At 50.1% G+C, this 14322-nt stretch carries 12 protein-coding genes; 11 read left to right on the top strand and 1 reads right to left on the bottom strand.

The window, feature by feature from the left end:
• Nucleotides 1-51 precede the first annotated feature (51 nt).
• From nifE to MKX30_RS16125, 11 genes are all read left to right on the top strand, one after another.
• Nucleotides 52-1413: a nitrogenase iron-molybdenum cofactor biosynthesis protein NifE gene (nifE, locus tag MKX30_RS16175; protein ID WP_068938466.1), complete on the top strand. Its 1362-nt coding sequence runs from the start codon at nt 52-54 to the stop codon at nt 1411-1413.
• Complete coding sequence (nifN, locus tag MKX30_RS16170) at nt 1403-2710, top strand: nitrogenase iron-molybdenum cofactor biosynthesis protein NifN (RefSeq protein ID WP_023987274.1); 1308 nt, start codon at nt 1403-1405, stop codon at nt 2708-2710. The genes nifE and nifN overlap by 11 nt, the downstream gene beginning before the upstream one ends.
• On the top strand, nt 2707-3096 hold the full coding sequence (locus MKX30_RS16165) for a NifB/NifX family molybdenum-iron cluster-binding protein (RefSeq protein WP_028543220.1): 390 nt from the start codon (nt 2707-2709) through the stop codon (nt 3094-3096). Before nifN ends, MKX30_RS16165 begins: the two co-directional genes overlap by 4 nt.
• 92 nt (nt 3097-3188) lie before the next feature.
• Nucleotides 3189-3953 (top strand): HesA/MoeB/ThiF family protein, encoded by a 765-nt coding sequence (locus tag MKX30_RS16160; protein ID WP_341062990.1) that lies wholly within the window; start codon nt 3189-3191, stop codon nt 3951-3953.
• Nucleotides 3931-5067 carry a homocitrate synthase/isopropylmalate synthase family protein gene (locus MKX30_RS16155; protein ID WP_341062989.1) on the top strand — a complete coding sequence of 379 codons (1137 nt, stop codon included), beginning with the start codon at nt 3931-3933 and terminating at the stop codon, nt 5065-5067. The genes MKX30_RS16160 and MKX30_RS16155 overlap by 23 nt, the downstream gene beginning before the upstream one ends.
• Nucleotides 5068-5311: 244 nt before the next feature.
• Nucleotides 5312-7048, top strand: a complete 1737-nt coding sequence (locus MKX30_RS16150) for an ABC transporter ATP-binding protein (RefSeq protein ID WP_080751604.1) — start codon at nt 5312-5314, stop codon at nt 7046-7048.
• Complete coding sequence (locus MKX30_RS16145; protein WP_341062988.1) at nt 7029-8867, top strand: ABC transporter ATP-binding protein; 1839 nt, start codon at nt 7029-7031, stop codon at nt 8865-8867. The genes MKX30_RS16150 and MKX30_RS16145 overlap by 20 nt, the downstream gene beginning before the upstream one ends.
• A 212-nt stretch (nt 8868-9079) precedes the next feature.
• Nucleotides 9080-9736: a DJ-1/PfpI family protein gene (locus tag MKX30_RS16140; protein WP_075153831.1), complete on the top strand. Its 657-nt coding sequence runs from the start codon at nt 9080-9082 to the stop codon at nt 9734-9736.
• A gap of 143 nt (nt 9737-9879) precedes the next feature.
• Nucleotides 9880-11079 (top strand): MFS transporter, encoded by a 1200-nt coding sequence (locus tag MKX30_RS16135; protein ID WP_341062987.1) that lies wholly within the window; start codon nt 9880-9882, stop codon nt 11077-11079.
• Nucleotides 11072-11731 (top strand): TetR/AcrR family transcriptional regulator, encoded by a 660-nt coding sequence (locus MKX30_RS16130; protein ID WP_053324767.1) that lies wholly within the window; start codon nt 11072-11074, stop codon nt 11729-11731. The genes MKX30_RS16135 and MKX30_RS16130 overlap by 8 nt, the downstream gene beginning before the upstream one ends.
• 149 nt (nt 11732-11880) lie before the next feature.
• Nucleotides 11881-12792: an AraC family transcriptional regulator gene (locus tag MKX30_RS16125; protein ID WP_068938471.1), complete on the top strand. Its 912-nt coding sequence runs from the start codon at nt 11881-11883 to the stop codon at nt 12790-12792.
• Between the two features lie 108 nt (nt 12793-12900).
• On the opposite strand, the gene MKX30_RS16120 is transcribed toward MKX30_RS16125, so the two are convergent.
• On the bottom strand, nt 12901-14301 hold the full coding sequence (locus MKX30_RS16120) for a sugar porter family MFS transporter (protein WP_023987284.1): 1401 nt from the start codon (nt 14299-14301) through the stop codon (nt 12901-12903).
• Nucleotides 14302-14322 lie beyond the last annotated feature (21 nt).

Genomic DNA, 14322 nt, shown 5'->3' with positions numbered 1-14322 from the left:
AAGTTGGCAGCTATTTCAATGGATTCTATCTGAAATAAGGGGGGTGTGCGGATGGAGCCGGCTGTGTCTAACGAAAGGCTGGAGGTATCCTGCGGCAACAAAATTCCCAAAAGCACGCCCTGTCCCCGGCCTGTGCCGGGGGAGGCTTCGGGTGGCTGCTCCTTTGACGGGGCCCAGATTACACTGATCCCCATTGCAGATGCGGCTCATCTGGTGCACGGGCCGATTGCCTGTCTCGGCAATAGCTGGGAGAGCAGAGGCAGCCTGTCCAGCGGCCCGGAGCTGTCGGCGTATGGCTTCACTACTGATCTTGGAGAACAGGACATCATTTTTGGTAGTGAACAGAAGCTGCATGAATCGATCCGCTACATTGTCAGCCGCTTTGCTCCTCCCGCTGTGTTTGTCTATACAACATGTGTCACAGCCCTCACCGGTGAAGATATCGAGGGGGTCTGCAAGGCTGAATCGGAGCGGCTGGGGACGCCGATCATTCCGGTGAACAGTCCGGGATTTGTGGGGAGCAAGAATCTCGGGACCCGGCTGGCCGGAGACGTGCTGTTCCAGCATATTATCGGCAGCACCGAGCCGGAACAGACAACCTCCCATGATATCAATCTCATTGGGGAATACAATATTGCGGGTGAGATGTGGCATATCGAGCGGCTGATGCAGCAGGCGGGAATGAGTATCCTGTCCCGAATTACCGGGGACGGTCGGTTCCGTGAGGTGGGATGGGCGCATCGTGCCAAGGCCAATATGGTCGTATGCAGCCGGGCTTTGCTGGGCCTGGCAGTCCAAATGGAGCGTAAATACGGCATTCCTTATTTTGAAGGTTCATTTTATGGAGCAAAGGAGACGAGTTATTCCTTGCGGCAGATGGCTTACCTGACTGGAGATCGTGATGTAGAGCGACGGGTGGATAAGCTGGCCGCACGGGAGGAAATGAGGCTATCGCTGGAGCTGGAACCCTACCGCAAGCAGCTGAAAGGAAAGCGGGCAGTGCTCTATACCGGAGGGGTAAAGAGCTGGTCTGTCATTACGGCTTTGCAAGAGCTGGGCATTAAGGTAGTTGGTGTAGGCACGAACAAGAGTACTGCCGAGGATGTATCCCGGATCGCTGACCGTATCGGAGATGATGCGGAATACATCCCGGAAGGCGGCGCCCGGCAGATTCTCAAGACCGTACGGAGCCGCAAGGCAGACATGGTCATTGCCGGGGGCCGGAACATGTATATGGCGCTTAAGGAACAGATTCCTTTTGTGGACATCAATCAAGAACGGCACAAAGCCTATGCGGGCTATGACGGGCTGTTGTCTCTAGCGAAACAGCTTGTGCATACGCTGCAGCATCCGGTATGGGAGCTGACCGCCAAATTGGCTCCATGGGAGGAGGAGACGGAATTTGCCGATTAAATCCGCCACGAAGCCTGTCAGTGTCAACCCGCTCAAGGTAGGACAGCCTCTGGGCGGCGTGCTGGCTCTGCAGGGGATGTATCGCTCAATGCCTTTGCTGCACGGCGCTCAGGGCTGCTCGGCCTTCTCCAAGGCGCTGCTGACTCGCCATTTTCGAGAGCCGATTGCCGTTCAGACCTCTGCGCTGCAAGAGATGGACGTTATATTTGATGCAGACCGGAATCTGGAGGAGGCGCTGGATCATATCTGGTCCAAACACCATCCAGATGTCATCGGCGTTATCAGCACGGCCCTCACCGAGGTGGCAGGCGTTGATTTTCAGTCCAGGGTAAAAGCGTTCAAGCGAGAACGGGCCTTGAAGGAAAGTCTGCTGTTTTCTGTATCGCTGCCTGATTTTCACGGTTCTCTGGAGACGGGCTACAGCAGTACAGTAGAGTCGCTAATGGATGCCATACTCGGGTTAGCCGGAGGCAAGTCCCCCAAAAAACAGCGCCGGACGCAGGTCAATCTGCTGCCGGCTTCTTATCTGACTGCCGGAGATGTCATGGAAATCAAGGATATTATCGCTTCCTTCGGCCTGGAGGTTATCACACTTCCCGATATCTCCACTTCCTTGTCCGGTCACCTGCTGACAGGTTTTTCCCCTTTGACGAGAGGGGGGACTCCGCTGGATTCAGCCTGCCAGATGCTGGAGTCTTCCTGCACCATTGCCATTGGCGCGAGCATGGAGCGTCCGGCGCGCAGGCTGACTCATGCCGCAGGCATTCCCTACCACTTGTTCACGGGTCTGTCTGGCTTGGCCGCGAGCGATGCGTTCATACATTTTCTGCAGAAAATCAGCCGCGAGCCAGCCCCTGTTCGCTTCCGCTGGCAGCGTGAAAATCTGTTGGACAGCATGCTGGATGCCCATTTCTATTATTCCGGCGCTTCCGCTGTAGTGGCGCTAGAACCGGATCATATGCTGTCGACCGCAGCCTGGCTGGAGGAGATGGGAGTGGAACTGAAACGGCTAATTACACCCTGCAGCACGCCCGCACTGCAAAAGACAGAACGGGAAGTCTGGATCGGTGATCTGGATGATGCAGAGGAGAGCGCGCAGGGCGTTGATTTGTGGATCAGCAATTCACATGGAAGAAAGGGAGCGGCACGGGCCGGGGCCTCATTCGTACCGGCAGGCTTGCCGGTGTATGACGAGCTGGGCGCCCACACATCCGTAAGCGTCGGATACCGTGGAACCATGGAGTGGGTGAACAAGGTCGGTAATGTATTGCTTGCCGAGAGGGGGAGAGGAGGGTGAAGGTTGCATTTGCGACGGAAGACGGTGTGCATGTGAATGCTCATTTTGGGCAGAGTCCCATGTTCACTGTATTCGAAATCCGGCACTCAGGCGTCCAGTTCCTGGAGCATCGGCGGATAGCCCTGGGGAGCGATGAGAACGAGGCGGGCAAGATCGCCAGCCGCATTGGCCTGATCGAGGATTGTGCCTTGATCTTCCTGGTACAGATTGGCGCTTCGGCCGCCGCCCAGGTTACCAAACGGACCATTATGCCTGTGAAGGTGGCCTTCGGTAGCACCATTGAGGAGCAGGTCCAGCGTCTCCAGAATATGCTGGCTCGTAATCCGCCCATGTGGCTTGCCAAAATCCTGCACGCTGAGGAGGGCAGCGGCAAAGCCGAATCATGAGCCTTCTGTAAGGAAGAGCAACCGTATATGATGTCAAGATCCTGCGGACTGAATATCTTAAAGGCGGGAGCCGCACATGGAGGGGTGGACGAATGGTACAGCTGCTGGAAGACAGTAGATACGGACGCCAGTTGAAGCTGCTGGGAGTGGAAGGTCAGAACAGGCTAAAGCAGGCTACTGTTATGGTTGCAGGCATCGGAGGATTGGGAGGGACAGCGGCCATGTACCTGGCCGCTGCTGGAGTGGGAAAGCTGATATTGGCCCATGAGGGCGTAATCCATCTGCCCGATATGAACCGGCAGGTGCTGATGGACAGCGGACGAATCGGGGAGGAACGGATAGAAACGGCATTGAAGCATTTGCATCGTATCAATCCGGAGACCCAGCTTGAGGGCCACGCCGACAGAATCACGGAAGAATCCTCTCGACCATGGGTAGAAGCGGCAGATATCGTGATTGATGCACGATATGACTTTCCGGAAAGATATGCGCTGAACAGACTATGTGTTCGACATGGCAGACCGATGATAGAGGCGGCCATGTACGCCTATGAAGTATCATTGATGACCATTGATCCCGGTAGGACGGCGTGCCTGGAATGTCTCTACCCAGAAGGCGGACAGCCTTGGGAGCCTCTGGGATTCCCGGTCCTGGGAGCCACCTCCGGCTTGATTGGCTGTATGGCTGCACTGGAAGCGGTCAAATGGATTACAGATGCGGGCAATCTGTTCACTGACCGCATGTACCGAATGAATGTGCTGGATATGAGCAGCTGCACCATAGCGGTCAAACGCAATCCGCGTTGTCCGTGCTGCGGAACGGGAGGGAATACAGATGAGTCGATTGCATATTTGTGATACGACACTTCGTGACGGAGAACAGGCTCCGGGCGTTGCCTTTTCGGCCGAGGAGAAAACTGAAATTGCCATCATGCTGGACTCGGCGGGGGTGGAGCAGGCTGAGATCGGAATTCCGGCAATGGGAGAGGCGGAGTGCAGGTCTATTGCCAGGATTGCTGCTCTCGGACTTCAGATGAAGCTAATGACCTGGAATCGCGCGGTGTTCACGGATATTGATGCAGCTGAATCGACAGGTGTCGGCTGGGCCCATATTTCGGTTCCCGTGTCGACGGTGCAGATGAAGGCCAAGCTGGGTATGAACCCTGAGCAGGTGACTGAGCTGATCCGCAAGTCTGTCGATTACGGTCTGTGTAAAGGATTGACTGTTTCCGTAGGCTTTGAGGATGCTTCAAGGGCAGATGACCTGTTCCTTGAGCAGTTGGCGAATCAGCTCTATAGGGATGGTATCCGGCGCTTCAGATATGCCGACACGCTGTCCGTTCACCATCCCGCTGCCATAGCTGCCCGTATAGACAGATTTGTATCGCGTGTGCCGCAGGATGTGGAGCTTGAGATTCACTGTCATAATGATTATGGCCTAGCGCTTGCCAATACTTTGGCAGCTTTGCAGGCGGGAGCTGTCTGGGCCAGTACCACAGTGTCGGGCCTTGGGGAAAGGGCAGGTAATACGGCGCTGGAGGAAGTGGTGATGTCGTGGAGGAACCTATATCAAGGAACCTGCAGTGTCCGTCCCGAACTGCTGAACCCGCTGGCTGCACTGGTGTCCAAAGCCTCCAACCGAATCATTCCCGAAGGTAAGCCAATTGTGGGAGACATGGTATTCGCCCATGAATCCGGCATACATATCAACGGTCTGCTAAAGGAGCGCGCCGCCTATCAGGCCCTTGATCCGACCGAGCTGGGCGCTGACCATTCGTTTGTACTCGGCAAGCATTCGGGCAGAAGTGCAGTTCAATATATGCTGGAGCAGGAAGGAATCGAGGCAGGCTCCGGTGAAATCAAGTTCCTGCTGGAGCGACTTCGCCTAGTCGGTGAAGATCCCAAGCGTGTCATTCATAGCGCGGATTTAAGGCGCTGGCTGCAGTATTATCCGGCAGAGCTGCCGAAATAATCGAAAAAGCGTTCCCGTCCGGTAAGTGTGACCGTGACTGGAACGCTTTCTTGCATATCTTTTAATTTCACAACCGGAGTCTCCAATTTGCTGGTTAAACGAAGCCGTTCAGAAGGGTATAATAAAATATAGTGCTGTATAAAGTGCGTATATATGGTTTTACAGCAGACAGGTTCGAATCTTATAACCATTACACGCTGATCTGGAAGGACGGCTATGGGCAATTGGAGGAATGCTTGTGGGAATGATGTTTTCTTTTCTAAAAAAATATCGGGTTCCAGCCATCGCAGCGCTCGTGATGATGTTGCTGGAATTGACGGTAGAGCTATCACAGCCATATTTGATCTCTAAAATCATTGATGAGGGCATCCGACAGCAGGATTTGTCCGTCGTCTGGTTATGGGGCAGTGTATTGGTGGGGAGTGCCGTTATCGCTTTTATGGCGGGGATATCCAGCTCTTTTTTTGCTTCACATGCAAGTCAGGGCTTCGGCTATGATTTGCGGGAAAAGCTGTACCGTAAAGTGCAATCCTTTTCGTATCCTGTGTTTAAACGTTTTGCCACTTCGTCGCTGATTACGCGCCTGACCGGGGATGTCACGCAAGTACAGGATACGGTGTTTATGAGCCTGCGTTTTATGACACGGGTTCCGCTTGTAGTCATCGGCAGTATTGTGATGGCACTGGTTGTACATTTCAGGCTTGGACTGCTATTGGCGGTTATGGCCCCAGTGCTGTTCGTGTTTGTGTTGGTGATGATGCGGAGGACGGTCACTTTGTTTAAAGGTGTCCAGCGACGCTTGGATGACGTTAACGGAGTGATTCAGGAGAATCTGACAGGTATCCGTCTCATCCGGGTTTTTGTGCGGATGCGGCATGAAATCGAACGTTTTGCCCATTACGGAGGCGAGTTGATGAAAGGGACGGTGTCCGCTCTACGCTGGACAGAAACGACGATGCCGTTCATTTTGTTTACGATGAATGCAGGGATTATTGCAGTACTTTGGTTCGGACGCGGCCAAATTTCCACTGGGGATGCCAGTGTAGGACAGGTGGTCGCAGTCGTCAATTATTCACTGCGGACAATTGGAGCCCTGTCTGCCTTATCAGGTATCGTTGTTGTATTTTCCCGGGCAACTGCATCTACGGGGCGGATTCGAGAGATATTGGAAACATCTAATGAAGATGGGCAAGAGCTGGAGCCTGTTTCAACACATCATACACAGATTGAGGGACAGGTGGAAATGGACCGGGTAAGCTTTCATTATCCGGGCAGTGATCTGGCTGTCCTAAAGGATATATCTTTTAAGGCGCAATCGGGCGAGCGGATAGCTATTATGGGGGCCACTGGCTCGGGCAAATCCTCACTTGTTCAGTTGATTACACGTCTGTATGAAGAAGATGAAGGTTATGTGCGCTTTGACGGAAAGGACGCTCGTGAACTGGATGCGTCCATATTGCGAGAGGCTATTGGCTATGTGCCTCAGGAGGTACTGCTATTCACCGGCTCGATTCGGGATAATATTGCTTGGGGGCTGGAGAATGCCAGCCTGGAGCAAATTAAGGAAGCTGCACGGATGGCGCAAATCCATAATATGATTGAACGCTTGCCGCAAGGCTATGACACGATGCTCGGGCAGCGTGGCGTCAATCTGTCTGGCGGACAGAAACAGCGGCTTTCGATTGCCCGCGCACTGGTGCGCCAGCCGACAGTGCTGATTTTGGACGACAGCACAAGTGCATTGGATGTAGGGACAGAAGCAGCACTACTGAATGCACTCGATGGCCTGTCCTGCACGACATTTCTCATTACGCAAAAAATCAGCTCGACGGCCTCAGCAGATCAGATTTTACTGCTGGATGAGGGTCGCCTGATGGCAAGTGGAAGTCATGAGCATCTCATGGATAGCTCGGATCTGTATCGGCGTATCTATGAATCACAATACGGAAAGGAGGAGTCGCATGTTCAAGGAACTCATTGAACCGTTCCGTCAGCCTACACCGCCGTCCGGTGTGCTGCGAAATCCGGTGGGAGCGGAAGGACGCCGCAAGGCCAAAGCGAAGAACTGGTCTGGCACGTTAGGACGGATATGGGCTTATCTGGCCCGCCGTAAGGCCAAACTGATGCTGGTGCTGTTCATGGTACTGCTCAGCTCCGGGCTGGCTCTGCTGGGTCCATATCTGGTCGGCGTAGCGGTGGATGATTTTCTCGAAGGTCCGGGTGGACGCACGTGGATTTATTTTCTCATCGGATTAGGAGCTGTATATCTGCTCAACTCGCTGACCTCCTGGTTGCAAAATATCTGGATGATTGAGATTGCCCAAGAGACGGTGTACCGCATGCGTTTCGATCTGTTTTCACATTTGCATCGACTACCGATTCCTTTCTACGGCAAACGTCAGCAGGGAGAGATTATGAGCCGTCTGACCAATGATATTGAAAATGTCAGTTCTACGCTTAACAGTTCCGCCATTCAGATTTTTTCGAGTATATTGACGCTAATCGGTACACTCACGGTGATGCTGTGGTTAAGCCCGCTGATGACCCTGCTGACCTTTATCGTGGTGCCGTTAATGGCTGCCGGGATGCGCTGGATTACACGTCGCACCGGGCCTTTATATAAGGAACGCCAGAAGAATTTGGGCGAACTGAACGGATACATCGAAGAAACACTGTCTGGGCAGCAGATTATTAAAGCATTTTCGCAGGAAAAGAGAGTCATCCGTGGTTTTGGCGAGCGTAATGACCGTATTCGGCTATCGGGCTTCTGGGCACAAACGATTTCAGGCTTTATACCGAAGCTGATGAACGGACTGAATAATCTCAGCTTTGCTATTGTAGCGGGGATCGGTGGGATTTTGGCCATTCGCGGCTCCATCACTATAGGTACAATTATTGTATTCGTAGAATATGCCCGCCAGTTCACCAGACCGCTGAACGATTTGGCTAACCAGTGGAACACTCTGCTGTCCGCCATTGCCGGAGCTGAGCGTGTATTTGAAATATTGGATGAAGATGAAGAGTCCAAGGATGAACGCGGCGCAGTGGAGGTAGAGCATGTGGAGGGGGCGGTGCGGTTTACGGATGTTTCCTTCGGTTATGATGAGGGAAGCGCTACGCTGGAAGGTATTTCTTTTGAAGCCAAACCGGGTGAAATGATCGCACTAGTCGGCCCGACCGGGGCAGGAAAAACGACACTGATCCAGCTCCTCTCCAGATTTTATAGCCCCGACAAGGGAATGATTACGGTGGACGGGCGCGATATCACCACCATACAGCGTGAAAGCTTGCGCTCCCGCATGGCATTTGTGCTACAGGACTCCTTCCTGTTTCAGGGGACGATTCGTGAAAATATCCGCTTCGGCAGACTGGACGCCACCGATGAGGAGGTTGAACAAGCATCGAAACTGGCCAACGCCCATTCCTTTATCATGCGGATGAAGGACGGATACGACAAGGTGCTGGAAGCGAACGGCAGTGGCATCAGTCAAGGGCAAAAACAACTGTTGGCTATTGCCCGTGCTATTTTGGCCAACCCTTCCATCCTTGTACTCGACGAGGCAACAAGCAGCATCGACACCATTACCGAGATGAAGATACAAGAAGGACTGGAGCGGCTTATGCAGGGTCGAACAAGTTTCGTCATCGCGCATCGGCTGAATACCATTCGTCAGGCTGATCGAATTCTGGTCTTAAAGGATGGCCGTTTGGAGGAGCAGGGTTCTCATGATGAACTGCTGGCTCACAAAGGCTTTTACAGTAATTTATATTATGGTCAATTGAGTAAGCAAAGCTCCTAAGCCGGCTCGCGATTAACAGATTTACAGGCATACTTAAAAGGACTACCTCGGGGGTGGCCCTTTTTAAGTATGCCTTTTTACAGGTACGTACTCTTAAAGAGGCGTTTGAAATGAAGATACTGCTTTCACACCATTAAATATACCCATACCCCGTATATGTATGTTAGTATGGATGTGCAAGAATAAAATCCCACTTCAAAGGAGAGATCATCATGAAAATCGCAATCATGCTTTTCGATGGAATTACGGCATTAGATGCAATGGGTCCATACGATGTATTTGCTGCTACACTGAAATGTGAAGTGAAGTTTGTCGCTAAGAAAAAAGGATTAATCAAGCTGGACTCAAATATGGGTTATTTGCATGCCGATTACAGTTTTTCTGAAGTTAGTTCAGCTGATATTCTTGTTGTTCCAGGTTGCAGTCCGCCAAATTATAAAACTCCAATGAATGACGGAGAAACGTTAAATTGGATTCGCCAAATACATGAAACTACGAAATGGACCACGTCGGTTTGTAACGGCTCTTTGATTTTGAGCGCCGCAGGCTTGTTAAATGGAACCGTAGCCACCAGTCATTGGGGTTCCTTAGACCTGCTCCAATCTCTTGGAGCCATTCCAACAGATGAGAGAGTGGTTCGTCAGGGCAAAATCGTTACAGCAGCCGGTGTCTCCTCTGGTATTGATATGGCACTCCAGCTATTGGCATGGGAATTGGGAGAAGATATGAGTAAAGGAGTTCAGCTGATTTTGGAATACGATCCTCAGCCTCCGTTTGACACGGGTTCACCAAAGAAAGCACCTGCTATATTGGTAGAACAAATAAGAGGTATGTTACAAGAGTTTGCAAAACAGGAGCCTAATGTGTAACTCAAGAATAACAAGATCTCTTTCCGGTATTAGCTTGGCTTAATAGGTGTGTAATTTTATTTACAAGGGTCCCTATTTCAACTAATATAGTTTACACATAGTAAAGGGTTACATAGTGTAAATGGTTGAAGGGGGTTACAAACATGAGCAGCTTACCTAAGTCTGCTACATTTCCACTTTTCATTCTGATGCTGAATTTGTTTATTGCTTTATTGGGTCAAGGTATGGTGATTCCCATTCTGCCTGAATATCTGAAACAATTTAATGCGGCAGGAGCTGCTGCGGGGTATCTTATTGCCGCTTTTGGAGCAGCACAGTTTATTTTTTCGCCCCTAGGTGGGCAGCTTTCGGATAGATGGGGTCGGAAATCCATGATCATCACCGGTCTGTTTTTAACCGTCATCTCGGATCTTATGTTTGCTGTTTCTACGACATTGCCTCTTCTATATATTGCCCGATTTATCGGGGGGATAGGTATTGGATTAATGGTTCCTTCTAATATGGCCTACGTCGCTGATATTACCACTTCTGAAACCCGAGCTAAAGGAATGGGATACTTGGGTGCCTCCATGAATTTGGGTATGGTGCTTGGTCCGGGGTTAGGCGGTATGATCGCTGAGTTTGGCATAAGGGTGCCCTATTTTTTTGCTGGTGGACTTGGACTTGTAGCTACGCTGCTTAGCTTGTATATGCCAGAGACACTACCCAAGGAAAAACGAAAACCCGCTATCCAATGGGTCCGCCGGGAGCCAATTCGCAACCAAATCCTAAATTCATTTCGGACATCCTATTTTCGTTATCTTCTCCTCATTCTGATCATGACATTAGGTTTGATGAATTATGAAACGGTGTATGCTCTTTTTGTGGAACGAAAATATGGTTTTGATGCCACTAAAATCTCAATGATCATTACGGTTGGTGCAATTATAGGCATCGTAGTACAGATATGGCTACTTGATTATCTCATCAAGAGACTTGGTGAGATGAAGCTTATACGTCTCTCTTTGATCATGACAGCCATCGCTTTACTGTTAATGATAATTAAGATCAATTTAGGTTATCTGCTGGCGGTATCGGCGCTGTTTTTTGCTTTTAATGCCTTCCTAAGGCCAACCGTAAGTACAATGATCGCGAACTCAGCTGGTGATCGTCAAGGATATGCCGCCGGATTGAATACGACGTATACCAGCCTTGGCAATATATTGGGACCCATTTTAGCGGGTTTGTTGTTTGACAAACACATTCATATTCCTTATATTTTTGGTGCACTTATCCTTGCATCTGCCCTTTTCTTAACCTTACAAAAATCGAAAAATGAGAAACGGATGGTTGTTAATGACTGAGAACTGGCACCAGAATTTGAAAAACAAAAATCGGGAAGAACTCATTGCGGCTGCCAAGGAACTTTTTATGAAGCAAAGCTTTCTCAAAGTTAATATTAAGGATGTATGCAACGTGGCTGGTGTAAGTCGGGTCACATTCTATAAGCACTTTCAGTCCATGAACGAACTGATCTTTGAGGTTCAGATGGAAATCCTTGAGAGCATGACCGAATTTGTTAGAAGGGCACCTTCAGCCGAAATGAGCGGTAAGGAGATGCTTACTTCGATGCTTGATGCATGGATTGATTACGCTCGGCAACATCCAGAATACATCAAGTTTATTCTTCTATTCGATCTGCATTACGAAGCTTATGATTCAAATCAAGAACTCAAAGAACAGTACAAAAATTTTGTTAGCCGGGAAAAGGAACGACATTTCCTGATGGATGCTCTGGAAGTTGGATTCCAAGATGGATCATTAAAGTCCGACACAGAACCCTTGAAGACCGCTCATTTTATCTTCACGTCTATGATGGGTATACTACAGAAAATGAGTCTGACGTCCAAGGACGATTGGAATAACGAACTTGATGATATAGAAATTGCTAACCGATTTGCGGGAATGTTGATTCAGTATTTAAGTCCAAAAAGTGATAAATCCCCAACCTTTTAGGCAAGAGTCGCCTGCCGTATTCCAAAGGATTTCAGATCGTCCGATGGAGTGAAATAGAAGTACAGGACTCAGTCTGTTAAACTGTGAAAATAGAGCGGTTGCAGATACGTTGTCGTGTTAGCCTTATCTATTTTTGTGGAGGTGCGGGGATGAACGGAAGTCTGTTTGAGCCACGGCTGCGTGACGGGGATTATATTCCCCGTTTTTTTGCTTACTATTACAAGCAATGGCATGACTACACCATGTCTTACCACGATCATCATTCTACCGAAATTATGTACATGATTTCCGGCTTTTGCAGGGTAGATGTACAAACGGGAGAGAATGTGGAAGAAAGCATCACGCTGCGTAAAGGCGAGTTTATTATGCTGGACGCAGGTGTACCTCATCGACTAGTGGTGGAAGGAGAACAACCGTGCCGGATGCTAAATGTAGAGTTTGGTTTTACGGAGGGAGTGAGGGTAGGGCCGTCTATCCGACAAATGGCAGCAGAGGAGCAGGAGGTCACGACTCTCATGTCACGTCCGTTCCCGTATCTGGTACTATCGGACCCGGAAGAGGTATATTATGCGCTGAAAAGTCTCGTGCTGGAGCTGGACCAACGAAAAGAACAGCCGGGTGCAATGGCAGAGATGCTTTTTATGCAATTGCTAGTACGAATTGCACGTCTACGGGAAGAGGCAGAGCGCAGCAACACGCAGCAAACGGATATGTACATCAAACGATGCATTGAATTTCTCCATCTGAACTATGACCGAGATATTGTGGTTAAGGACATGGCGGCAGCCGTGAATCTACACCCAGGTTATTTGCACCGTATTTTCAAAAAGCATACTGGGCAAACGCTTACCGCGTATTTAACGATGCTGCGAATGGACAAGGCCCGTATGCTTCTTCAGCAAACGGACATTCCCATTCAAGAAATTGCCGATTATGTAGGCGTGGCCAGCAGGCAGTATTTTCATATGTTGTTCAAAAAGCACACAGGCAAGACGCCTGTTGAATACCGCTCTGCTGTAGAGCGCAATGTGAGGAACTATGCGGAGGAGGATGGGAGCTGATAATAAGAAGCCTCTGAACCATTGCCGATTTAGGTCGGTATGACTCAGAGGACGTGTGTTTTGAAGCATTATAACATGTGTCCGGGCTTCTTGAGAGCTAAAGTTGGGTCATTTCCCAAGCCACATATTTTCCATCTGTTCAAGTGATCTCCCCTTGGTTTCGGGAACCTTGCGCCATATAAAGACCACGACGAACAACGAGATGGCTCCGAATAACCAGAAGGTGTTGGACGGACCGGCTGAACTCAGCAGAGGAGGGAATGCTTGCGATACCAGATAATCGCCGGCCCACAATGCCATCGAAGCGATGGCGACCGCTTTGCCGCGAATGCGGTTCGGAAAGATCTCCGAGATCATAACCCATACGATCGGCCCAAGCGATATAGCATAGGAGGCCACGTAGATCAATATCATGATGAGCACAAGCGGTCCGGTGGTCAAACCCATTTTGAATGCGGCTCCAATAATGACCAAACAGAGGGTCATCAACGAGGTGCCAATTATCAGCAGGACTTTTCGTCCCGCTTTGTCGATCAGCCATACGGATACGATGGTGAACAACACATTGATCAACCCGATCCAAATGGTCTGGGTCAAAGAAGCGTCCGTACCGAGTCCCATTCCTTTAAAGATAACCGGCGCGTAATACAAAATGGCATTGATGCCGGTAATATGCTGCATAATGGCGAGCATAACACCGATAAAGAGAGCGACCCGAATACCAGGAGCGAACAATTGTTTCAATGAGTTGTTCTCATTTTTGAATGATTCCTTGATATCAAGCACTTCCTGCTTAGCGGCTTCTTCACCGTGAATTTTCAGCAAAATCGGCAGCGCTTCATAAGGCCGATTCTGTTTAATAAGCCATCTCGGGCTTTCGGGTATGAAGAGCATCAAGAGCATAAAGATCAGTCCCGGAACGGCTCCCACTCCGAACATCCAGCGCCAGGCTGTTGAGACACCCCAGGCTTCATCTCCCATGCTGACGATCCACGAATTCTGAAAATAAACCAGGAAAATCCCTGTTACGATCGCCAACTGATTTAAAGCAACCAAACGACCTCGGTATTTGGCGGGAGCGATCTCCGCGTTGTACACCGGACAAACGGTGGAAGTGATTCCTATGCCAATGCCGCCGATCATGCGAAAGATAACATACCCGGTGAACGTGTCTTGAAGCGCAGAGCAGATCGAGCCGACGACGAATAAAAATCCGGCGGCCAGCAATACCTTTTTCCTGCCGATCTTTTCACTCATGTAGCCGGAGAGAGCCGCTCCAGTGACACTCCCGACAATCAGACTTGACACGGCCCAACCAACCTGAAATTCGCTCAGCGAAAAACGCTGCTGTAGGAATTCAACGGCTCCCGAAACAACCGCGATATCAAAACCGAACAGGATACCTCCGAGCGCAGCTACGATGGATACCAACGTCACAAAAAGCATATTGGGTTTTTCTGATTGCAGCGCTTTCTGTTGAGCGCTTTCATTATTGATGATTACTGCCATATGATCATCTCCCCTCCAGAT

Source organism: Paenibacillus sp. FSL P2-0173 (assembly GCF_038008045.1).
Classification (GTDB): Bacteria; Bacillota; Bacilli; order Paenibacillales; family Paenibacillaceae; genus Paenibacillus; species Paenibacillus polymyxa_B.
This window is presented reverse-complemented; position numbering and strand designations above follow the sequence as displayed.